General features: G+C 69.8%; 1 protein-coding gene. It reads right to left on the bottom strand.

Going from position 1 to position 26594, the window contains the following annotated elements; genetic code table 11:
• Positions 1-3 precede the first annotated feature (3 nt).
• Positions 4-26586, bottom strand: coding sequence for a non-ribosomal peptide synthase/polyketide synthase (locus tag ACFU5V_RS09595; protein ID WP_378698692.1), 26583 nt, complete (start codon positions 26584-26586; stop codon positions 4-6).
• Positions 26587-26594: the final 8 nt, after the last annotated feature.

Genomic DNA, 26594 nt, shown 5'->3' with positions numbered 1-26594 from the left:
GGGTCACGGGCGGTCGGAGAGCGCGCGCGAGAGCACCGGCCCGATGACGGCGAGGGAGTGCGGCTCGATCATGTCGTTGTGCCCGCAGTCCACGGGCTGTTCGTCGATCCGGCCGGTGACGAGCGGCCGCCATTCGTCCGCCGAGCGTGCCGGGGTGGTCCCGTTCCCGTCCCGGGTGGCGCGGAAGACGAGCAGGTCCCCGTCGTAGGCCCGGGGCACGAAGTGGTGCGCCAGCCACCGGGATTTCTCGTAGCCGGCGGAGATCCGTTCGAGGTCGCGTCCCCGCACGCCGGTCTCCGTCCCGAACGACTCGTCGATCAACCGCGCCGCGTGCTCGTAGGTCATCTCGGCGTCCGGGTCGGCTTGCAGTCCCAGCCCACGCAGGAGGTCCCGGATGTCCAGCCTGCCGGTCGGCGGCTCCTCGCCGCCCACGGGGTAGCTGTCCATGACGGCCAGGGTGCCGACCTCCTCGCCCGCCGTCTGCAGTTCGACGGCCATGGCGTGTGCGATGACACCGCCGAGTGACCAGCCGAGCAGGTCGTACGGGCCGGTGGGCTGGATGGCACGCATCTCCTCGAGGTAGCGGTGCGCCAGCTGCTCGATCGTCCGGTAGTCGCCGCCGCCGCTGATCGTGGGCAGTTGCAGCCCGTACGCGGGCCGGTCCGGCGGGAGGTACTGCACCAGACCGGCGTACCCCCAGGACAGCCCGATTCCCGGATGCACGCAGAACAGTGGCCTGCCGCTGCCGTGCGCTCGCAGCGGAATTACGACGGCGAGCGCCTCTTCCAGGCCGGCGCTCCGGTGCGGAAGGTCGAGTCGGCCTGCGATCCCCGCCGGGGTCGGGTCGAGGAACATCCATTGCAGCGGAACCCGCCGGTCCAGTTCGGCCTGCAGTGCGCTGACGATCCGGGTGGCGAGGAGGGAGTTTCCGCCGAGATCGAAGAAGCTGTCGGCGGTGCCCACCCGGTCCACCCCGAGAACCGACGCGAAGACGTCCACGACGAGGCGTTCGGTGTCCGTGGCCGGGGCCCGGAACGCGGCGCCGGTCGAACCGAACTCGGGGGCGGGCAGCGCCTTCCGGTCGAGCTTGCCCACCGGGGTCATCGGTATCCGATCGAGCACGACCACCGCGGACGGCACCATGTGGGCGGGCAGGCGCTCGGACGCGTAGGTGCGCAGTTCGGCGGGCTCGACCTCCTGACCGTCCTGCACCCGCACATACGACGCGAGCACGGTGTCGCCGGACGGGCCGGTGTGACCGACGGTGGCGGCGAACGCCACCGCCGGGTGCCTGCCGAGCACGGCGTCGATCTCCCCGAGCTCGATGCGGAAGCCACGGACCTTGACCTGGAAGTCGCTGCGGCCCAGATACTCCAGGGTGTGGTCACGTCGCCAGCGCACCACGTCGCCGGTCCGGTACATCCGGCACCCCGGCTCCCCGAAGTTGCAGGCCACGAATCGTTCCGAGGTGAGCGCAGGCCGGTTGTGGTACCCGCGCGCCATACCCGGCCCGCCGATGTACAACTCGCCGGGCACCCCGGCGGGCACGGGCTGCAGCCGCTCGTCGAGAACGAGGAACGCGAATCCCACTGCGGGCGAACCGATGTTCACACCCTCGCCGGGACGCATCGGGGCGCTGACACTCGCCTGGATGGTGGTCTCCGTGGGTCCGTACCCGCTGTGCAGGCTCCGGCCCGGCGCCCACCGCGCGACCACCTCCGGCGGGCACGCCTCGCCCACCAGGTCGAGGACGCGGAGCGAATCGAGACCGTCGTTGTCGAGCGCCGCCAGCGCCGTCGGGGTGATGGTCGCGTGGGTCACGCGCTCGCGACGGAACAGGTCCGCCAGCTCACTGCCCCCGAGGACGGCGGGCGGCACGATCACGACCTGGGCCGACGCGCTGAACGCCATCATCAGTTCGAACACGGAGGCGTCGAAACTCGGGGACGCCAGCTGCGACACCCGGGACGCGTGGGTGACCTGGAACCGTTCGTGCGTTTCCACGGTGAAGTCGGCCATCCCCCGGTGAGTGACGGTGACGCCCTTCGGTCTTCCGGTCGACCCCGACGTGTAGATGAGATAGGCCGGGTGGGCGAGGTGCAGCGGACTCGTCCGATCCTCGTCGGTGACCGGTGCGGGCGAGACCGCTGCCACCTGCGCGGCGGCCTCCTCGTCGTCGAGGATCAGCCACGGGACGGTGTCCGGAAGGTCGCCGCGGCGACTTCTCACGGTGAGTCCGAGTGCGGCCCGGCAATCGGTGAGCATGTAGTCGATGCGCTCGCGCGGATACGTGGGGTCGACGGGCACGAACGCCGCACCGGCCTTGGTGATCGACCAGATCGCGACCACCGACTCGATCGAGCGGGGCATGCCGACGGCCACGAACGTCTCCGGCCCCACCCCACGGCCGCGCAGGACCCGCGCCCACCGGTTGGACCACTCGTCGAGTTCGCGGTAACCGACCTGCCGGTCCTCGTAGGACAGGGCCACCGAATCGGGGTCGAATGCGGCGGCCGCGGTGAGCAGGTCGGGCCACAACTGCGCTGGGACGTCCGGCTCGCCGCGGGCAGGCGCCATCGCCCGCAACTCCGCCTCGTCGAGCAGCGGGAGGTCGCCGACCGGCCGGTCGGGGTTCGCCGTGACGGCGTCGAGGATCCGCACGAACCGGTCGGCGAACCCGCGGACGGTGCCTGCGTCGAAGAGGTCGGTGGCGAAATCGACGGCGCCGCTCATCCCCGCCGGCGCACCGTCCGCGTCGAACTCCTCCGCCAGCAGGAATTCGAGATCCACCTTGACCACGGCGAGCCCGGAGTCGATGCCGCGGACGTCCAGCCCCGGCAGCGTCAGGACCGGTCGCTCGTTGTTCTGAAATTCCAGCGAGACCTGGACGAGCGGCGCGTACGCCGTCGTGCGGGTCGGCCCGACCGCGTCCACCACCCGCTCGAACGGAACGTCGGCGTGTGCGAACGCCCCGAGGTCGACGTCGCGGCAGTGCGCGGCCAGGGCGGTGAACGGCGCGGCCGCGTCCACCCGGGTGCGGAGCGCGAGTGTGCCCACGAACATGCCGACGAGTCCGTCGAGCACAGGGTCGCCGCGGCCGGCGATCGGGGTGCCGACGGCCACGTCCGCGGTGCCGCCGAGCCGACTGAGCAACACCGCCAGGGCGGCATGCACGGTCATGAACTCGGTGGAGCCGAGACGACGCGACAGCTCCCGGATCCGTCGATGCAGGTCGGCGTCGACGGAGAAGTGGATGCGCGCGCCGCGGAAGGACTGCTGCGACGGCCGATCCCGGTCGGTGGGCAGTTCCAGCAGGTCGGGGGTGCCGGCCAGCGCGGTCGTCCAGTAGTCCAGCTGCCTCGACAGCAGCGACTCGGGGTCGTCTTCCGAGCCGAGCAGTTCCCGCTGCCACAGGGCGTAATCGGCGTACTGCACCGGGAGCGGTGTCCAGTCGGGCGCGCCGCCGGACGCGCGGGCGCCGTACGCCGCCATCACGTCGCGCACCAGCGGGCCCATCGAGAACCCGTCCGCCGAGATGTGATGCACCACCACGGCGAGGACGTGTTCGGCGGCGCTCGGCGAGTACAGGCCGGCGCGCAGCGGAAGCTCCACGGTCACATCGAACCCCGCCGAGACGAACCGGGACACCTCGTCCCGCAGGTGCGCTTCCGCGACGGGGACGGGGACCAGCGGAGGCACCGCACCCGCGGCGGGCAGGATCTGCTGAACCGGCCAGTCCCCGCGGACCGGGAACATCGTGCGCAGCGACTCGTGCCGGACGAGGACGTCGGTGAGGGCCGAGTTCAGCGCTCCCACATCGAGATCCCCACTCAGTGCCACCACGATCGGGATGTTGTAGGCGGCCGAGGTGGTGTCGAGCTGGTTGACGAACCACATCCGCTGCTGCGCGAACGACAGCGGTATGTCGTCGGGCCGGGTGCGGGCCCCGAGTACCGGGCGGCCGGACGCTCCCGCCCCGGACTGGTCGATTCGCGCCGCCAGCGCCGCGACGGTGGGCGCCTCGAACAGGTCCCGCACCCCGCAGTCGGTGCCGAGCAACGCGCGCAGCCGTGCCGTGACCCGGGTGGCGCTCAGGGAGTTGCCGCCGAGGTCGAAGAAGTCGGCGTCGGCGCCGACCCGCGCCAGTCCGAGCACGTCCGCGAAGACACCGGCCACCGTGTCCTCGACCGGGCCGGCCGGGACCCGGTAGTGCCCTGCCCCGGACAGCAGGTCGGGCTCCGGCAGTGCCGAGCGGTCCAGCTTGCCGACGGCCGTCAGCGGAATGCGTTCCAGCACCGTGATCGAGGTGGGCACCATGTGCGCCGGCAATCGGCCCGCCACGTGCCGGGTGAGTTCGGCGATGTCGAGGGAGCCGCCCGAAGACGGCACGACGTAGGACACCAGCAGGGCGTCACCCGCGGGCCCGCGGTGCGCGAGAGTGGCCGCGAATCCGACGTTCGGCTCCGACATCAGCGTGGCGTCGATCTCGCCGAGTTCGATGCGGAAGCCGCGCACCTTGACCTGGAAGTCGGTGCGGCCCACGTACTCGATGCTGTGGTCCGGCGTCCAGCGCACGATGTCGCCGGTGCGGTACATCCGTTCACCGGGCCGGAACGGGTCGGCGACGAACCGTTCTGCGGTCAGTGCCTGCCTGCGGTGGTAGCCGCGGGCCAGACCCGCCCCGGCGAGATACAACTCGCCCGGAACACCCACGGGGACCGGTTGCAGCCGGGTGTCGAGCACCAGTTCCGTCACGCCGCGGATCGGCCCGCCGATGGTGATCGGTTCCCCCGGGACCATCGGTGCGCTGATGTTGGACATGATCGTGGTCTCGGTCGGTCCGTACGCGTTGTGCAGCCTGCGGCCGGGCGCCCAGCGGGCGACGAGTTCCGGTGGGCACGCCTCGCCGCCGAACACCAGGTCCATGAGGTGCGTCAGCCCGGCGGGGTCGAGCGACGCCAGCGCGGCCGTGGTGATGAACGCGTGGGTGACGTTCCCGTCGGCCAGCAGCCGCGCGAGTTCGTCGCCGCCGAACACGGTGGGCGGCGCGATCACCATCGTCGCGCCGGCGCCGAACGCCTGGAGGTACTCGAACACGGACCCGTCGAAACTCGGGGTGGAGAAGTGCAGGGTCCGGGATTGCGGTGTCGCACCGAAACGTTCGAGTTGGTCGAGGGCGAAGTTGTCCAGACCGCGGTGGGTGACCACCACCCCCTTCGGCAGGCCCGTGGACCCCGACGTGTAGACGGCGTACGCGGCGGTGTCCAGCGTGACCCGACCGCTCCGGTCGGCGTCGGTCACGGGCGCCCCCGGACGCTCGGCGCACTCGCCTGCGAAGCCGGGTTCGTCGAGGAGCAGCCAGTGGGCGTCGCCCGGAAGCCGGTTCCGATGCTCGGTCGTGGTCAGGCCGAGCGTGACTCCGGAATCGACGAGCATGTGCGTGATGCGTTCGTCGGGGTAGTTCGGGTCGATCGGCACGAACGCCGCACCGGTCTTCGCCACCGCCCACACCGACAGCACCGAATCGAGGGACCGCGGAATCCCGATGGCCACGAACGTCTCCGGGCCCGCCCCGCGCGCGATGAGGGCGCGGGCCAGACGATTCGAGTGCTCGTCCAGCTCACCGTAGGTCACGTCGACGTCCTCGTAGGACAAGGCGACCGCGTGCGCGTCGAGCGCGGCGCCCTCCTCGAGGATCTGCGGCAGTGTGCGCGCCGATCCGCCCGGACCTCCGAGCACCGGCACCAGTTCGGCGCGCTCCCGGTCGGTCAGCAGCGACAGTGCGGCCAGCGGACGGTCCGGACGGGTGCAGGCGTCGAGCACCCGGAGCACCCGCCCGGCGAGGTCGGCGACGGTGTCCGGGTCGAACACGTCCGGAAGGTACTCGAATTTCAGACGCAGCCGGGCGTCCACGGACGCGACGAGACTCAGCGGATAGTGGGCGGCGTCGCGGGCGGCCACTCCGGCGACGCGCATCCCGGCGATGTCGGTGTCGGTGGTGAGCCCGCCGCTGTCGACGGGGTACGACTCGAACACCGTCAACGTGTCGAATCCGACCTCCGGACCCGCGGCGCGCTGAATCTCGGACAGGCCGAGGTAATGATGATCCAGCAGCGCCGCCTGCTCGGCCTGCACCCGTTCCAGCAGTGCGCCGACGGTGTCGTCGGCACGCAGCCTGATCCGGACGGGGAGTGTGTTGATGAACAGCCCCACCATCGTCTCGATGCCCGCCAACTCGGGCGGACGCCCCGACACGGTGGCGCCGAACAGCACGTCCTCGCGGGCGGTCGACGCACCCAGCACGATCCCCCACGAGACCTGGACGAGAGTGTTGACGGTCAGCCCCCGCGTACGCGCGACGTCCCGCAACCGGGCGGTGCGCTCCTCGTCGAGGTCGAAGACGCACTCGTCGGACATCGTGGACAACCGTCGACCCCGGTCGGCCACATTCCCCGTCGCCCCGCTCGCCCCGTGGGCCAGCAACGTCGGACCGTCCACCCCGGCGAGAACCCGGGCCCACACTTCGCGGGAGGCGTCCTGATCGCGGCGCGTCATCCACGCCAGGTAGTCGCGGTATGCGCGCACCCGAGGGAGCGGCGACGCGTCCCCGTCGGTGGCGTACAGCGACAGCAACTCCCGGACCAGCAACGGCATCGACCAGCCGTCGAGCAGGATGTGATGGTTCGTCGACACCAGCCGGTATCGGTTCGGCCCGGTCGCGATCAGCATGAACCGGATCAGCGGGGCGTCCGTCATGTCGAACGGGCGGACCCGGTCCTCGGCCAGCAGTCGCGTGATCTCGGACGCGGCGGCATCCTCGCCGCGAGCCGTCAGGTCGACCTCGTGCCAGGGTGCCTCCACGTGTGCCCGGACCACCTGAACGGGATTGCCCTCGGCGTCCCGGAGGAATCCGGCGCGCAAGTTGTCGTGCCGGGCCAGCAGCGTATCGGCGGCGCGGCGCAGTCGACGCGGATCCACGGCGCCGTGGAGTTCGAGGCTCACCTGCACCAGATAGGCGTCGAGGGAGTCGTCGGCGAGTTCGGCGTGGAAAAGCATGCCGGACTGCAGGGGCGACAACGGCCATACGTCCGTCAGGTCGGGGCAACGGCTTTCGAGCGCCTCGATCGCGTCCTGCCGCAGTGCGACGAGTTCGAAGTCCGACGGCGTGAATCCGGTGCCGCCCGACTCCGCGTGCGTCCCGAGGCCGGCGAGGGCCTGCAGCCACAACTGCGCGAGTTCCTCGACGTCCGCGCGGGTGAGTACCTCCGGTGGGTAGGTCCACGTGGATCTCAGCTCGGGGCCGTCGCCGGAGTCGACGGTCAACGCATTGATGTCGACGACGGCCGCGACCGGGACGGCCGGGTTCTCGCGCAGACCGGGTTCGTCGACCGGCACCCAGTCCTCCGCGGACTCCGTGGCGGTCGCGCCCATTCTGCCGAGGTAGTTGAAGCTGACCTGAGGCATCGGCAGCGGCGAAAGAGACTGTGCCGTGTCGTCGTTCAGGTACCGGAGAAGCCCGAACCCGATGCCGTGGTCGGGGACGGCGAGGAGTTGCTCCTTCACCGACTGGAGCGCGGCCCCCGCGGACGGACCTCCGGCGAACGCGTCGTCGAGGTCGACCCCGCTGAGATCGAGGAGCACGGGGAAGATCGTGGTGAACCACCCGATCGTGCCCGCGAGGTCGGCGCCGGGCACCACCTGCTCTTCACGCCCGTGGCCTTCGAGCGCCACCAGCGCGCCGGGGAGGTCGATGCCGCGGTGTCGCCGCCATCGCGTCAGCGCCATCGTCAGCGCGGTCAGCAGAACATCGGCCACGCTGCCGTGGAACGCCCGCGGCACGGTCGTCGACAGCGTCTCGGTCAGCGCGGCGGGAACGCGTACCGCGAGGTCGGCAGCGGTCGCGGCGGTGTCCGACGCGGTCAACGGGCGTGACCCCAGCAACGGGTCGGGTGCGGCCGACATGGCGCGCCACACGTCGAGTTCGGCGACGCGCCGGGGCTCACGCGCGGCGTCCGCGAGTCCGTGCGCCCACCGGCGCATCGACGTCCCCGGCCGCTCCAGCACCGGCGCCGCGCCGGACTGCAGTTGCGCGCACACCGACGCGAGGTCGGGAATCAGGATCCGCCACGACACCCCGTCCATCGCCAGGTGATGCACGACTATCAGCACGCGCCCCGGACGTTCGCCCCCGTCGAACCAGACCGCCTGCACCATCACGCCCGACTCCGGATCGAGCCGATCGAGAGCGCTGTCGAATTCGGTGCCGACGTCGTCCGCCCGGCCGCGGCGCAGCACGGTCGCCGCCCGCACCGACCCTTTCTCCGGTACCTCCATCGACCATCCCGGTTGGGTGCTGGACGTGCGGTACAACCTCGCCCGCAAGACGTCGTGCCGGTCCAGCACGGCCTGCAGGGCGCGCGTCAGGGTGTCTTCGGTCATCGTCGGCGGGAGGGTGAACAGCGCGGACTGCGCGTAGCGGCGGAAATCCCCACCTCTGGCGAGCATCCACCGCACGATCGGCGTCAGCACGATCTCCCCGACCCCGCCGCCGGGCAGTTCGTCGAGAACCACCGGCGCGTCGTCCGTGCCGGCTGTCGCGGCCAGCCCGGCAACGGTTTTGCGCTCGAACACGTCCCGCGGCGAGATCAGTACTCCGGCAGCCTTGGCGCGGGTGACCAGCTGGATCGACATGATCGAGTCGCCGCCGAGAGTGAAGAAGGAGTCGTCGACACCCACCGAGTCGAGACCCAAGACCTCCGCGAACAGGCCGGCGAGGATGCGTTCGGTCTCGGTGACCGGTCCGCGGCCCGTGGTCACCCGCTGCCCGAAGTCCGGTTCGGGCAGCGCTTTCCGATCGAGTTTGCCGTTCACCGTCAGCGGCAGTGCGTCGAGCACCATCACCGCGGCCGGCACCATGTGCGACGCCAATCGCTCCGCGGCAGCGTCGACGATCACGGCCGGATCGAGCGCGACGCCGGCTTCCGGCACCACGTACCCGACCAGGCGGTCGCCGCGCGCCGTCACCGCCGCCTGGGCCACCCCCTCACTCGCGAGCAGGGCCGACTCCACCTCCCCGAGTTCGATTCGGTAACCCTTCACCTGCACCTGGAGGTCGTTGCGGCCGAGGTACTCCAGCTGTCCGTGCGCGTTCCACCTGCCCAGATCTCCGGACCGGTACATCCGGGCCCCGGGCACGAACGGGTCGGCGACGAATCGGCCGGACGTGAGGGCGGCCCGGCCGAGGTAGCCGCGCGAGACCTGCGCTCCGGAGACGTACATCTCCCCGAGGACTCCCGGCGGCACCGGGTGGAGTCGTCCGTCGAGCACGTACACGTGCAGTCCGGGCAGACCGCGCCCGATCAGCGAACCGGACGCCTCCTCGACGAGGTCCCGGTCGACCGGCAGGTGGGTGACGTGCACGGTCGTTTCCGTGATGCCGTACATGTTCGCCAGGACCGGCGCGGTGTCGCCCCGGCGGGCGTACCAGCGCCGGAGGTGGCCGAAGTCGAGTGCCTCCCCGCCGAAGATCACGTATCGCAGCGACAGCGCGGGACCACCCGCGAGGCGATCCGCCTCCGCCAATTGGTAGAAGGCGGTGGGGGTTTGATTGACGACCGTGACTGCTTCGTCACGCAGGAGGTCGAGGAATTTCTCGGGTGAGCGCGCCGTGTAGTAGTCCACCGGCACCAGCCGGCCACCGTGGGTGAGTGCCCCCCACATCTCCCACACCGAGAAGTCGAATGCCGCGGAATGGAACATGGTCCACACGTCGGCCGGTCCGAATCCGAACAGTGTCTGTGCGTTCGCCATCAGCGTGACGACGTTGCGGTGCGAGACCTGCACGCCCTTCGGCTGCCCGGTGGAACCGGAGGTGTAGATCACGTAGGCCACGGAGTCCAGATGCAGCGGAATGCGGCGGTCGTCGTCGGTCACCGGAAGCGGGGACAGCTGCTGCAGTGCAGTTACGGTCGCGGGGTCGTCCACCACGACCACCGGCACCCCGGAGCCGCGGAAGGTCTCGGCGTCCGAGGTGGTGGTGAGCACACACGTCGGCCGGGCGTCGCCGAGCAGGAAGGCCAACCGCTCGGCAGGAGAGGCCACATCCACCGGGAGGTAGCCCGCGCCCGCCTTCACCACCGCCACCAGCGCCGCGACGAGGTCGATCGACCGCGTCATCCCCACCGCCACCAGTGTTTCCGCACCGGCTCCCCGCGCCACCAGCAGTCGGGCCAGCCGGTTGGCCCGCTCGTCGAGTTCCCGGTACGTCACCGACGTGCCCTCGCAGCGCACCGCGACGGCCTCGCCGTCGGACGCCACCGCCCGATCGAACAGATCGACCAGCGACAGCGGTGCGACGTCGGTCCCCGGCCGATACGCGGCGGCAAGCACGAGTTCGCGTTCGGGGGCGTGCAGGATGTCGACGTCCCCGACGGGCGCGGCCGGATCGGTGGTCACGGCCTCGATCACCCGCACGAAGCGCTCGACGAAACCCTCCACCGACGCACGATCGAAGACGTCGGTCGCGTAGCGGACACCGGCTCCGATCCCGGCGGGCACGCCCTGCTCGTCTACCCTCTCCACCAGGCTCAGCTGCAGATCGAATTTCGCGACGTCCAGATCGACGTCGAGCGACCGGGCGGTCAGCCCGGGCAGTTCCAGGTGTGTGCGGGTGGCGTTCTGGAATTCGAGCAGCACCTGGAACAGCGGTGAGTGCGCGGTGGACCGCTCGGGTGCGAGTTCGTCGACCAGCCGCTCGAAGGGCAGGTCTGCGTGCTCGAACGCACCGAGGTCCACCGACCGCACGCCGGTGAGCAACTCGGCGAACGACGTTCCCGCGGTTACCGGGGTGCGGAGTACCAACGTGTTGACGAACATCCCCACGACGTCGTCGAGTGCGGCGTGGCCGCGGCCCGCGATCGGGGTTCCGACCACCACGTCTTCCGATCCCGTCACTCTCGCCAACAGTACGGCCAGGGCTGCGTGCACCACCATGAACAGCGTCGAATTACACTGGTACGCAATGCCGGCCAGGGCCTGGTGGGCGTTCGGTGCGATGTCGAACGGAACCACGGCCCCGACCATCGACCGCTGCGCGGGCCGGGGCCGGTCCAGCGGCAGCGGCATTACGTCCGGGACGCCCGACAACGTCCGGGTCCAATAGCCGAGCAGACCGGACATCATCGAACCGGACTGCCTGCCGGTACCCAGGATCTCGCGCTGCCACAGGCTGTAGTCGGCGTACTGCACGGGCAGTGGCGCCCAACCGGGCGCGTGCTGCTGCGCGCGCGCCGTGTAGGCGAGCATCACGTCCCGCGCCAGGGGCGCCATCGAGAAGCCGTCGGCCGCGATGTGGTGCACGACGAGGGCGAGGACGTGCCGCTCGGGCGTGAGTCGCCACAGCCGGACGCGAATCGGAAGGTCCTCGGTGACATCGAATCCGATGCCGAAGAACGCGGTGAGCGAATCCCGGAGCGCTCCTTCGGCGACCGGGACCGGCTCGAGGTCGGGGGTGCCGAGCGCGGAATCGGCGATCATTTGCCGGGGCCCGTCCGCGGAACCGGGGAACACGGTGCGCAGCGATTCGTGTCGCTCCAGGACGTCGCCGAGCGCCGCCCGCAGTGCATCCCGATCGAGCGCCCCGTCCAGTTGCAGCGCGACCGGGATGTTGTAGGCCGCTGAGGCGGTGTCGAACTGGTTGACGAACCACATCCGCTGCTGCGCGAGGGACAGCGGAATCCGCTCGGGCCGCGGCCTCGCGGTGAGCGCCGGGGCGGCAGAGCTCGTCATCATCTCCGAGTCGATTCGGACGGCGAAATCGGCCACCACGGGTGCGTCGAAGAGCGCCGCGACACCGAGGTTCGTGTCCAGCGCGCTGTTGATGCGTCCCACCGCCCGGGTGGCGCTGAGCGAATCGCCGCCGAGGTCGAGGAAGCTGTCGTCGGCGCCGACGCGGTCGATTCCGAGGACGGCGGCGAAGGCCGACGCGACCGCCTCCTCCGCGGGTGTCGTCGGCGCGCGGTATCCGCGGGTGGTCGTGCCGAAGTCGGGTGTCGGCAACGCCTTCCGATCGAGTTTGCCGTTCACCGTCACCGGCAACTCCGGCAACACCACCACCACCGACGGCACCATGAACCCCGGCAACACCGCCGCCGCCGACTCCCGCACCACTCGCTCGTCCACCACCATGCCGGCCACCGGCACCACATACCCCGCCAGATACTCCCCCGCCACCCCATCACCACGCAGCACCACCACCGCCTGCGCCACCTCCACCCGGCGCAGCAACACCGCCTCCACCTCACCCAGCTCGACCCGCTGCCCCCGCAACTTCACCTGAAAATCCGTACGACCCAGATACTCCAACTCCCCCGAAGACAACCACCGAACCCGATCCCCCGTCCGATACAACCGCGCACCCCGCTCATCCCCACACCCGAAGGGGTTCGCCACGAACCGATCCGCCGTCAACTCCGCCCGCCCCGCATACCCCCGCGCCAACTGCACCCCACCGAGATACAACTCCCCCGCCACCCCCACCGGCACCGGCCGCAACCGCCCATCCAACACGAACGTCTGCGTATTCCACACCGGCACCCCGATCGGCACCACCACCGAATCCGCCCCCGTCACCTCGTGGAACGTCACATCCACCGCAGCCTCGGTCGGACCGTACAGGTTGTGCAGCGCCGCGCCGCTCGTCCCGCGCAGCCGTGCCGCCGTCGCCGCGGGCAGCGCCTCGCCGCTGGTGAACACCCGGCGCAATGCACCGCAGCCTTCGACGTTCGCACCCGCCAGGAACACCTCGAGCATCGACGGCACGAAATGCACCGTCGTGACCGACTCCTCGCGGATCACCCGCTCGAGGTACGCGGGGTCGCGATGACCATCCGGGCGTGCGATCACCAACCGCGCACCGACGATCAACGGCCAGAACAACTCCCACACCGACACATCGAACGTCACCGGAGTCTTCTGCAACACCACATCATCAGCATCCAGCGGATACCGATCCTGCATCCACAACAACCGATTCACAATCCCCGCATGCGGAACCGCCACCCCCTTCGGCCGACCCGTCGACCCCGACGTGAACATCACATACCCCGGATGCTCCGGCCGCAGCCGCGACAACCGCTCCTCATCCCCCACCGGACCCGCACGCAACCCCGACACATCCAGAACATCCACCGCGACCGACCCCGGCAACGCGGCCGCATCCGCGGCAGTGGTCAACACCACCACCGGATCAGCCGTGCCGACGACGTACCCGACCCGCTCCGAAGGCTGATCCGGATCTATCGGCACATACGCCCCACCCGCCACCACCACCGCATACATCCCCACCACCATGTCCACCGACCGCCGCACGGCCACACCCACCGACGACTCCGGACCCACCCCCACACCGATCAACCACCGCGCCAGCCGATGCACCCGCGCAGCAAACTCCCCATACGACAACACCACACCCTCGAACACCACCGCCGGAGCACCAGGAGACCGCACCACCTGCGCCTCGAACAACTCCACCAACGTCGAACTCGGCACCACATGCGACGTCGCGTTCCACGACCCGACCACCAAATCCCGCTCAGCCGCGCCCAGAACCTCCACATCCCCCACCGCGATGTCCGGATCCCCGGCGATCGTCGCGAGGATCCGGGCCAGGCGGTCGGCGAGCGCGGTGACGGTGACCCGGTCGAGGATCGCCGGCTGGTAGCGCAGACTCAGCCGCAGTCGCGGTTCGACGATCGTGAGCAGCGTGACCGGGTAGTGCGTGGCGTCTCGGGCATCGAGACCGGTTACCCGCACGCCACCGATGTCGGTGCTCTCGTCCAGTCCGGACGTGTCGATCGGGTACGACTCGAACACCGACAGCGTGTCGAACAGGTTGCCCAGACCCACCAGCGACTGAATGTCGCCGAGGCCGAGGTGATGGTGGTCGAGCAGGGCCGTCTGCTCATCCTGCAGGCGGGCGAGCAGTACCGCGATGCTCTCGTCCGGGTCCAGCCGCACGCGCACCGGCACCGTGTTGATGAACAGTCCCAGCATGTTCTCGACACCGGACAGTTGCGGCGGACGTCCGGACACGGTGGCCCCGAACACCACGTCGTCACGGGAGACCAACCGGGACAACAGCACACCCCACGCGGCCTGGATCACCATGTTCGTCGTGACACGCGCGCGTTCGGCCGTCGTCGCGAGCCCGTCGAGAATCCCGGAGGGCAGGTCGACGTCGAGTTCGTGGGGCACACCGTAGAGCGCCGCGGACGCGTGCGGCGCGACCAGCGTCGGCTCCTCGACACCGTCGAGTGCTCGTTCCCAGGCCAGGGCCGACGCTTCCGTGTCCCGGCTCGCGACCCATTCCAGGTACGTGCGGTACGAGGGCGGCTCCGGCAGTCCGGCCGGGTCGCCGCCGGAGGCGTAGCGGACCAGTAGTTCCCGCACCAGCAGCGGCATCGACCAGCCGTCGAGGACGATGTGGTGGTTCGTGATCGACAGGACGAAACTGCTTGGAGCGGTGTGGAACAGCGTCAGGCGGAGCAGAGGTGGCCGGGCGAGATCGAATCGGGCACTGCGGTCCTCGTCGAGCAGTCGCGCAAGTTCCGACTCGGTTCCGGCGATGGTGAGATCGACCTCCCTCCACGGCACCTCCACCGCGGCGAGAACGATCTGCGCGGGTACCCCGTCGTCGTAGACGAACGCGGTGCGCAGATTCGCGTGGCGAGCCAGTAGTCCTGCGGCGGCCGCCCGCAGGCGCATCGTGTCGACCTCGCCCTCGAAATCGATCCGCAGTTGGGCCGTGTAGACGTCCATCGACTCCGCTGCCAGCGAGGCATGGAACAGGAACCCCGACTGCAGCGGCGACAGCGGCCACACGTCCTGCAGTGCCGGGAACCGCCCCTCCCAGCGGTCGATCTGCTGCTGGTTCGCCGGGACCAGCGGAAGGTCGGACGGTGTCAGCCCGCCCGCGTCCGGTCGTGCCGTGTGCGCGGCGAGACCCTCCAGGGCACGGCGCCACAGTTCCGCGAACGCCGCGACCTCGGTCTCGGGGAGGACACCGGTCGGGAACGCGAACGACGCCCGTAGCCGGGGCCCGTCGGGGGTGTCGGAGACGAAGGCGTTGATGTCGATCACGGACGCGACGGGCATGTCGGGGTTCCTGGTGCCGCCGAGTGTGCTCTCCACCGGCAGCCAGTCGTCGCCTCCGCCGGAGAGAGTCACCCGCCCGAGATAATTGAAACTGACCTGCGGAGAGCGGAATCGGCGGAGCGACTCCGACGTCTCGTCGTCCAGGTAGCGGAGCAGTCCGAAGCCGATGCCGTGGTCCGGGATCGCGAGCAACTGTTCCTTGACGGTCTTGACCGCCTGCCCCGCCGCGGCGCCGCCAGCCAGCGCGTCGTCGACATCGAGTCCGGTGAGATCCAATCGCGCCGGATACACGGTGGTGAACCATCCGGCGGTGCGGGAGAGGTCCGCGCCCGGGACGATCTGCTCCTCGCGGCCGTGGCCTTCGAGGGTGAGCAGCGCGTCTGACACGGCGGCGCCGCGGTCCCGTCGCCAGGCGATCAGGGCCAGGGTGACCGCGGTGAGCAACCCGTCGCCCACAGTCCCGTGGAATGCGTCAGGCAGTGTGGTGAGCAGGGCATGGGTCACCGCCGACGGCACGTCGACCGTGACGGTGCCGACGGTCGCGTCCACATCGATCGCGGGATCCAGGGGACGCGAACCGATCAGCGGATCGGGGCCGTCGAGGATCTTCTCCCACGACGCGAGTTCACCCGTCCTGGTCCGCGCGGCCTCGGCCAGTCCGTGCGACCAGCGTCGCATCGACGTTCCGATTGCCGGCAACGACGGTGTGAGACCGGCCTGGAGTCGGCCGGCCGCCGACGCGAGGTCGGCCACGAGAATCCGCCAGGACACACCGTCGACCACCAGGTGGTGCACCACCACGAGCAGTCGCCCGACGTCGTCCGGGACGTCGAACCAGACCACCCGCACCATGCGGGCCGCGGCGGGGTCCAGGTGGTCGGCCGCCGCATCGAGTTCCGCGCCGGCGAGTGCGGTGAAGTCTTCGCCCCGCACCGCTGTGACGGGCACCCGGCGGACGTCCGCCGGTACCGAACCCACAGGCAGCACGTCCATGCCGTCCGCGGACACCCGCGCCCGGAGCATGTCGTGCCGGTCCAGCACCGCCTCGACGGCGCCGACGAGCACCTCGTGAGTGAGACCGGCGGGGGTCGCCAGCAGCAGCGCCTGCGAGAACCTGTCGAGCCGTCCGCCGCTGCGCTCGAACATCCAGCGCGCGACCGGTGTCAGCGGCAGGGCGCCGACGCCGCTACCCGGCAACTCGCCGAGTGTGACGGTGCCGTCGTGGTCGAATCGCGCGGCCGCGGCGAGTCCGGCGACGGTTCGGTGGTCGAATACGTCTCGGGGAGTGAAGATCACACCGGCCGCCCGGGCTCGGGCCACCAATTGGATGGACAGGATGCTGTCGCCGCCGAGGGCGAAGAACGAATCGTCCGCGCTCACCGCATCCAGCCCGAGTACGTCCTCGAACAGTCCGGCGAGAAGGTCCTCGGTCTCGGTCTGCGGCGGCCGGCTTCCGGAACCGGTGAAGTCGGGTGCCGGAAGGGCCGTGCGGTCGAGCTTTCCGTGGACCGTCAGGGGAAGCGAGTCGAGTACCACCAGCGCGGCCGGGACCATGTACGACGCCAACCGGCCGGCGACGAAGTCGAGGACCGCCCGCGAATCGATCGTCGCACCGGATTCGGGCACCACGTACCCGATCAGCCGGTCGCCTCCGCCGTCGGCGTTCCACACGCTCGCCGCCGCATGGGCCACGCAGTCGTGGGTGAGCAGCGCCGACTCGACCTCGCCGAGTTCGATCCGGAAGCCCCGGATCTTCACCTGGGAATCGGTGCGCCCGAGGTACTCCAACTGACCGTCGGCCAGCCAGCGCGCCCGGTCCCCGGTGCGGTACATCCGGCTTCCCGGCACTCCGAACGGATCGGCGACGAAACGTTCGGCGGTGAGCGGGAACCGCCGGCGGTATCCGCGCGCAAGGGCGGGACCTGCGAGATACAACTCGCCCGCGACACCGGCAGGTACCGGGTGCAGTCGTGAGTCCAGCACGGTCTCGGCGAAACCGAGGGTGGGTGTGCCGATGGTGACCGGTTCGCCCGGCACCAGTTGGTCGCTGATACTCGACACGACTGTCGCCTCGGTCGGCCCGTACGCGTTGAACATGCGCCTGCCCGGCGCCCACCGGGCGACCAGTTCGGGCGGACACGCCTCACCGCCGGTCACGACACACTCGAGGGCGGTCAGACCCGCGGGGTCGACCGACGCGAGCGCCGCCGGAGTGACGAAGCAGTGCGTGACCCGCTCGGTTTCGAGCAACTGCGCCAGTTCGGCGCCGCCGTAGACGGACGGTGGTGCGATCACCATCGTCGCTGCCGCGCCGATCGCCAGCAGCAGTTCGAGGACGGACGCATCGAAACTCGGTGACGCGAAGTGCAGGGTCCGGGATTCGGGCGTCGTGCCGAACGTCTCCCCCTCCTGTGCCGCGAAGGCGGCGAGACCACGGTGGGTGGTGATCACGCCCTTGGGTGTGCCCGTCGACCCCGACGTGTAGATGAGGTACGCCGGATTGTCGGCCCGGATGGGCGCGATCCGGTCGTCGTCGGTGATCGCCGACGCCGGATGGTGCGATAGATCGTCCTCGATGCCGGGGGCGTCCAGCACCAGCCACGGCACCCCGTCGGGCAGTGCGCCACGCTGCGCGGACCCGGTCAGCCCGCACACGGCGCCGGAGTCGGTGAGCATGTACTCGATCCGCGCCGGCGGGTGATTCGGGTCCACGGGGAGGAACGCCGCCCCCGATTTCGCGATCGCCCAGACGGCCAATACGGACTCGACGGACCGCGGGATGCACAGCGCGACCACCGACTCGGGTCCGATACCGCGTTCGATCAGCATGCGGGCCAGCCGGTTCGAACGCTGGTCGAGTTCTGCGTACCGCACCGAACTCCCGGCGAAGATCAGCGCCGTGGCCTCCGGATCGTGCGCGACCGCGTCGGCCATCAGGTTCGGCAGCGTCCGCGGCGCGACGGCCGCACCCCCCGGCACCGGGGTGAGCAGGGCGCGCTCCAAAGATCCGAGGATATCGACGTCGCCGACCAGGGCGCCGGGGTCGGCGGTGACCGCCGCGAGGATGCGCACGAGTCGTTCCGCGAACCCGATCACCGTGTCCTCGTCGAAGAGGTCGGTCGCGTAGCCGAGTCCCGCGACGATGCCTGCCGGGTTGCCGTGTTCGTCGAACTGCTCGGCCAGGGTCCATTGCAGATCGAAGTTGGCGGTGTCGATCTCGTAGTCGATGTTCCGGACCTGCAGGTCCGGCAGTTCCAGTGTGGGACGCTCGATGTCCTGGAACTCGAGCATCACCTGGAACAGCGGCGCGTACGCCGTCACCCGGGACGGGCTCAGTACCTCCACCACCCGCTCGAACGGAACCTCCGCGTGCGTGAAGGCACCCAGATCGGTTTCCCGGACGCGACCGAGGAATTCGGCGAAGGTGTCGCCGCCGTCGACGTGGGTGCGCAGGACGAGGGTGTTGACGAACATGCCGACCACGTCGTCGAGTTCGCGTTCGCCGCGACCTGCGATCGGCGTCCCGACGGCAATGTCGTCCGCGCCGCTCACGCGTGCGAGCACGACCGCCAGCGCGGCATGCAACGTCATGAATACCGTGGTGGTGTGTTCCCGCGCCAGCCTCGCGACACCCGCATGAATGTCCGGGTCGATCACGAACTCGACGTGACCGCCGCGAAGGGACCGGACGGCGGGCCGGGGACGGTCGGTGGGCAGCTCCAGCAGTTCGGGCAGGTCCGACAGCGTGGTGGTCCAATAGGCGAGCTGCCGCGAGATGGGCGACTTCTCATCGGATTCCGATCCCAACCACTCCCGCTGCCACAGCGCGTAGTCGGCGTATTGCACGTCCAGGGGCGCCCAGTCCGGGGCGGACCCAATCGCTCGGGACGCATACGCGGCCATGACGTCCCGGGCCAGCGGTGCCATCGAGAAGCCGTCGGCGGCGATGTGATGCACCACCACCGCGAGCACGTGCACGTTGTCGTCGAGCCGGAACAGTCGCGCGCGCAGTGGCAATTCCGTGGTGACGTCGAATCCGGCGGACAGCAGTGTCAGTGATTGTTCGCGGAGGTCCACTTCACTCGACACACTGACCGGAGTGAGGTCGGGTACCGCACTCGCCGCGGGCAGGATCACCTGGCGGGGGCCGTCGTCGGCGAGGGGAAAGACGGTGCGCACGGCCTCGTGTCGTTCGATGACGTCGGCGACCGCCGTCTGGAGCGCCGACACGTCGAGCCGGCCCTCGAGTCTCAGCGCGAACGCGACGTTGTAGGCGGAGGAGGAGGTGTCGAACTGGTTGACGAACCACATGCGCTGCTGGGCCGGCGACACGGGAACTTCCGCGGTGCCCTCCCTCGGTTTCAGCGGGGGGCGGGCCTCGAGCCCTTCCTGCGACTCGGCCAGCAGGGCCAGACCCGCGACGGTGGGGGCGTCGAACACGTCGCGTAGTCCGATACGGTCCCCGACGACCGCATTGATCCGGGCCACCAATCGGGTGGCGATCAGCGAGTTCCCACCGAGGTCGAAGAAGTTGTCGTGTGCGCCCACCCTGTCGAGTCCCAGCAGGTCGGCGCAGACGGCGGCCACGATTTCCTCGATGGGAGTACGAGGTGCCACGAAACCTTCGGCCATGCTGCCGAAGTCGGGTGTCGGCAACGCCTTCCGATCGAGTTTGCCGTTCACCGTCACCGGCAACTCCGGCAACACCACCACCACCGACGGCACCATGAACCCCGGCAACACCGCCGCCGCCGACTCCCGCACCACCCGCTCGTCCACCACCATCCCGGCTACCGGCACCACATACCCCGCCAGATACTCCCCCGCCACCCCATCACCACGCAGCACCACCACCGCCTGCGCCACCTCCGGCCGGCGCAGCAACACCGCCTCGACCTCCCCGAGCTCGATCCGCTGCCCCCGCAGCTTCACCTGAAAATCCGTACGCCCCAGATACTCCAACTCCCCCGAGGACAACCACCGAACCCGATCCCCCGTCCGATACAAGCGCGCACCCAACCCGAACGGGTTCGCCACGAACCGATCCGCCGTCAACTCCGCCCGCCCCGCATACCCCCGCGCCAACTGCACCCCACCCAGATACAACTCCCCCGCCACCCCCACCGGCACCGGCCGCAACCGCCCATCGAGCACGAACGTCTGTGTATTCCACACCGGCGCCCCGATCGGCACCACCACCGAATCCGCCCCGGTGACCTCGTGGAACGTCACATCCACCGCAGCCTCGGTCGGGCCGTACAAATTGTGGATGCGGGACTCGGGGAGCAGTGCCCGCATCCTCGACACCGTCTGCGCGGGCAGCGCCTCACCCGAGGCGAACACCTGCCGCAGGCTCGTGCAGCGCGCCGCGGCCGGCTCGGCGGTGAACACGGCGAGCATGGAGGGAACGAAATGCACTGTGGTCACACCGTGTTCGACGATCAGGCCGGAAAGATATGCGGGGTCGCGATGCCCGTCCGGGGCGGCGATCACCAACCGCGCACCGACGATCAACGGCCAGAACAACTCCCACACCGACACATCGAACGTCACCGGCGTTTTCTGCAACACCACATCGTCCGAGTCCAACCGATACCGATCCTGCATCCACAACAACCGATTCACCACACCCGCATGCGGAACCGCCACCCCCTTCGGCCGACCCGTCGACCCCGACGTGAACATCACATACGCCGGATGCGCAGGACGCAACGGCGCACGCCTCTCCCCCACCCCCACCGGAGAATCCGAGAATCCCGACACATCCAACTCATCGACCGCCACCACCCGAACCGACCCCGCGAACACCCCCACATCCGCCGACGTCGTCAACACCACCACCGGAGCAACCGTGCCCACCACATACCCGACCCGCTCCGAAGGCTGATCCGGATCTATCGGCACATACGCCCCACCCGCCACCACCACCGCATACATCCCCACCACCATGTCCACCGACCGCCGCACCGCCACACCCACCGACGACTCCGGACCCACCCCCACACCGATCAACCACCGCGCCAACCGATGCACCCGCGCAGCAAACTCCCCATACGACAACACCACACCCTCGAACACCACCGCCGGAGCATCCGGAGACCGCACCACCTGCGCCTCGAACAACTCCACAACAGAGACATCCGGCACCACATGCGACGTCGCATTCCACGACCCGACCACCAACCCCCGCTCAGCCGCCCCCAAAACATCCACATCACCGACCACGGAGTCCGGATCACCGGCGATCGTCTCGAGAATCCGGACGAACCGCTCCCCGAACCCCACTATCGTCGCCCGGTCGAACACATCTGATGCGAACGTGACCGAAGCGTCGATGCCCGCTGCGGTCCCCGTCTCGTCGTACTGCTCGGTGAGCGTCAACTGCAGGTCGAACTTGGAGACACCGGGTTCGACGTCGACGGTTTCCACCGTCAGTCCCGGCAGGGTCACGTGGACCGGGGCGGTGTTCTGGAATTCGAGCAAGATCTGGAACAGCGGTGAGTACGCGGTCGAGCGGGTCGGCGCGACCGCATCCACCACACTCTCGAACGGCACGTCCGCGTGTCCGAACGCCGCCAGATCCGCCTCCCGCACCCGGGACAGCACGTCGGCGAACGTCGCTGCGGGGTCGACGGCTGTGCGCAGGACCAGCGTGTTGACGAGCATCCCCACGACGTCGTCGAGTGCTTCTTCGCCACGCCCGGCGATCGGCGTCCCGATCGCGACGTCTCCGGACCCGCTCAGCCGGGCCGTCAGCACCGCGAGCGCCGCGTGCATCACCATGAACATCGTGGAATCGTGTTGCCGCGCGAGGGCGAGAAGCGCCCGGTGGTCGTCCTCGGGCACGGTGAACCGGACGGTCCCGCCGCGGAGCGCCCTGTCGGTGGGCCTCGGTCGATCCAATGGAAGGTCGATCGCGTCAGGCAGACCGGACAGCGTCTGCTTCCAGTACGCCACTTGCGCCGACATCACACTGCCGGGATTGTCTTCGCGGCCGAGGGCGGCCCTCTGCCACAGGCTGTAGTCGGCGTACTGCACGGGCAGCGGCCGCCAGTCCGGCGGCTGTTGCTGCACCCGCGCCGAGTACGCCACCATCAGGTCGCGGGCGAGCGGAGCCAGCGACGCCCCGTCCGCCGAGATGTGGTGCACCACCAGCATGAGAACGTGGTCGCCCCGGTCGGCCCGGAACAGGGCGCCGCGGACGGGCACCTCGGTGCTCACGTCGAAGCCCCGACCGGCCAACTCGGCCATTCGCGCACGCAACGCCGCCTCGTCCCCGACGGTTCTCGGCTCCAGATCCGGAATCATCCCGCCCAGTGGCTGGATCACCTGATGCGGTCCGTCCACGGACGCCGGATACACGGTGCGCAGTGATTCGTGTCGGTCGAGGATGTCCCCGACCGCGATTCGGAGCGCGTCCACGTCGAGGGTTCCGTTCAGGCGCAACGCCATCGGGATGTTGTAGGCGGGCGAGGAGGTGTCGTACTGATTGACGAACCACAGGCGCTGCTGGGCAAGCGAGAGCGGGATCCGGTCGGGGCGCTGCTGCGCGACGAGGTCCGGGCGGCCGGAGGGCCGCGCGTGCGCACTCCCGATCCGTTCCGCCAATGCCTCCACCGTCGGCGCCTCGAACAGGGTTCGCACCACGAGTTCGACGCCGAGCGCGGCGTTGACCCGTGCGACGACCCTCGTCGCGACGAGCGAATTCCCGCCGAGGTCGAAGAAGCTGTCGTCGAGGCCGATTCGCTCCACGCCGAGGACGTCCGCGAACACCCGGGCGACGGCCTTCTCCTCCGCGGTGGCGGGGGCGCGGAATTCGGCGGTCGTGGACAGGAATTCCGGCGCGGGGAGGGCAGCTCGATCGAGTTTCCCCACCGGTGTCAGCGGCAACTCGTCCAGTATCACCATCGCCGCAGGCACCATGTACGTCGGCAGTTGCCGTGCGGTGTGGTCCGTCAACTCGGTCACGGTGACGTGCTGCCCGGCGGCGGGCAGCACGTACGACACGAGCACCGGGTCGCCGGACGGCGCCGTGTGCTGCATCGTCACGGCGGTCCGCACCCGCGGATGGGTGTGGAGGACCGTGTCGATCTCGCCGAGTTCGATGCGGAATCCGCGCACCTTCACCTGGAAATCACTGCGGCCCAGATACTCCAGTGTGCGGTCGGGTCGCCACCGCACGACGTCCCCGGTGCGGTACATCCTCTCGCCGGGGCCGCCGAACGGGTCGGCCACGAATCGCTCCGCCGTGAGCGCCGACCTGCCGTGGTATCCGCGGGCGAGGGCGTCGCCGGCGATGTACAACTCCCCGGCCACGCCGACGGGCACCGGTGTCAGACGTTCGTCGAGGACGACCTCGCGGAAACCGCGGAGCGGGCCGCCCAGCGTGACGGCGCCGTCCGGGGACAGCGGCGCGCTGATGTTCGACATGACGGTGGCCTCGGTGGGCCCGTACGCATTGGACAGCCGGCGGCCGGGCGCCCACCGCTGCACCAGTTCCGGGGGGCACGCCTCGCCGCCGAACACCACGTCCCGGAAGTCGGAGAGTCCGTCCGGCTCGATGGTGCCGAGCGCCGCGGTGGTGACGAATCCGTGCGTGACCCGCTCCGACTGCAGGAACCGGGACAGTTCTTCGCCGCCGTAGATCGTGGTCGGCACGATCACCATGGTCGCCGCGGCGGCGAACACGTGCAGGTACTCGGAGACGGACGCGTCGAAACTCGGTGTGGAGAAGTGCAGGATCCGGGAGGTGTGCGTCGCACCGGATCGGGTGCGTTGCTCGGCCGCGAAGTTGTCCAGGCCGCTGTGGGTGACCACCACCCCTTTGGGCTTGCCCGTCGAACCGGACGTGTAGATCACATACGCCGGATTCTCCGGGCGGAGGGTCCGAACCCGGTCGGCGTCGGTGACGGCCGAGGCCGGCCGACTCGCACAGTGCGACCGGAACGCGTCTTCGTCGAGCACCAGCCACGGCACCGATCCGGGGAGCCGGGACCGCACGGCCGACACCGTCAGGCCGAGTGCGGCACCCGAGTCGTCGAGCATGTGCTCGATCCGCTCGGCCGGATAGTTCGGGTCTGCGGGCAGGAACGCTGCGCCCGACTTGGCGACCGCCAGCATCGACAGCACCGACTCGATCGAGCGGGTCGTGCCCAGTGCCACGACGTTCTCCGGCCCGATGCCGTGTTCGACCAGGACGCGGGCCAGCCGGTTGGAGAGCTCGTCCAATTCCCGGTACGTCACGTCGATTCCGAGATACGAGAGCGCGACCCCGGTGGGGTTGGCTCCGGCTGCCGCCGAGAACAATTCGGGTAGCGTGCGGCCCGGCTGTCCGAGGGCGCCGGATACCGGGACGAGGGCGGCGCGTTCGGTGTCGGACAGGATGTCGATGTCGCCGACGGCGAGTCCGGGGTCGCGGGTGACCGCCTCCAGGATTCGGCGGAACCGCTCGCCGAGGCGACGAACCGTGCCGGGGTCGAACAGGTCGGTGGCGAACCCGAGGGTCGCGGTGATGCCGGCCGGGGTGCCGTCGGCGTCGAATGTCTCCGCCGCGGTGACGCGGAGGTCGAATCGGTCGATCCCGGGGGTTCCCGCCGCGTCCCCGCCGTCGAACAGCACCTGGACGATCGGCGAGTACGCGGGCGACTCGCGGACCGCGAGCGCCCGGACCACCCGCTCGAACGGGGCGTCGCGGTGCTCGAACGCCTCCCGGTCGACGTCGCGAACGTGACGGAGATGCTGGGCGAAGGTCGCGCCCGGTTCGGCGCGGGTCCGGAGGACGAGGAGGTTCTGCCCCCGGTCCACGGTGGCCGTCGTTCCGACCGCGACCTCCGGGGCACCGGAGAGCCTGCTCAGCAGCACGGTCGCGGCCGCGTGCAGAACGGTGAACGCGGGGGTGTCGTGTTCGTCGGCCAAGGCCCGCACTCCGCGGTGGATCTCCGCGCCGATCGGGACGTCGACGCGGTCGGCGTTCCCGGACTGCACGGGTGGCCGGGCCCGATCCGACGGCAGGTTCAGCACCTCGGGCATCCCCGACAGCCGATCGGTCCAGTACGCGAGGTGGTGCGCCTCGCGGCGTCGGCGCTCACCTTCGCGGGCGGTCGCCTCGTGAACGGTCGCGAGCCGGGCCTGCGGATCCGCCGAGACGAACTCTTCCAGCAGTTCGACGAAGTGCCGGTGGTGCCGTCGCAACGCCGCGTCCTCGTACCGGTTGGGGTTGGCCCGGAAATCGACGAAGATCTCCGCCGGCGTCCCGCTCGGGTACACGTTGACCAGGAGGTCTTCCACCGGACCCGAGGTGACGATGTGGTATTCGCCGATCAGGGGGCCGAGCACCACGTCCTGGTGGAACAGCATGACGTTGACCATGGGTCCGTGCAGTTCCGCCACACCGCCCGCGCCGACGTCGCGGCGGATGTCCTCGACGCTGCACCGCTGATGCCGCAGCGCCCCCATCAGCTCTCGTCTGACCTGCGACGCGAGGTCCGCGACCGCCCCGCCCTCGTCGACGGTGATCGGCAACGGTGCGACGCTGACCGTCATGCCGCCGGAATTGCGCAGCAGCGACGTGGTCCGCCCGGACATCGGAACGTTCACGAGGACTTCGGTTTTCGCCGTGGCCCGCGACAGGTAGCAGGCGAAGGCGGCGATGATCGTGACGGCCGCCGCGGCCGTCGCCTGGCTGTCGGAACTCTGGATGCCCGACGCGGCCGCCTCGGACAGCAGCGCACTCTCGACCTTGCTCCTGGCGAGTGCGGGTGCGGATGCGTCGGCCAGCGTCGACCCGCCGATTCCCTCGACTCGCGTGGCCCAGTACTCCCGATCGGCCACGAAGCGATCGGACGCCCGGTAGCGGGCGTCGACGTCGTACAGTGCGCGCAGCGTCGCGGCGCGGCTCGGATCCGGTTCGCGTCCGGCGACCGCGGCCGAATACCGGTGCGCGATGCGGTTGATCAGCGTCATGGCACCGTAGCCGTCGAGCGCGACGTGGTGAATGCGGCTGTACCACAGGTAGTGTGCCTCGCCCACGCACAGGATCGCCGTCTCGAACAGCCGATCGACGGCGAGATCGAGTGGCGCCTGGTAGTCCCGGTCCATCCATTCGTGCGCGGCGGCGACCGGGTCGTCGTCGCCGCGAAAGTCGACGAACACGATGGACGTGTCGGTGGTGTGGTCCACGTACTGCATCGGCCTGCCGTCGACCTCGACGACCTTGAGGAACGGCGACTGGAACTCGCGGGCCACCACGATGGTCTCGCGTCGCAGCAGGTCGATGTCGAGTTCGCCGTGCAACTCCACGTAGTGCGCTACCGAGATCGGCACCGCGGGGTCGAATTGCTGCGCGAACCACGTGGCACGCTGCGCCGCGGACAGCGGGAACGAGGCCGCCTCCGATTCGTCTGCAGCCGGCTTCCGCGTGTCTGGGGCCTTCACGGTGGTTC

Origin of the sequence: Rhodococcus sp. NPDC057529 (genome assembly GCF_042802055.1) — a bacterium.
Classification (GTDB): domain Bacteria; phylum Actinomycetota; class Actinomycetes; order Mycobacteriales; family Mycobacteriaceae; genus Rhodococcus_F.
Note: the sequence above shows the minus strand (reverse complement) of the source record. Positions and strands in the feature narration are given on the sequence as shown.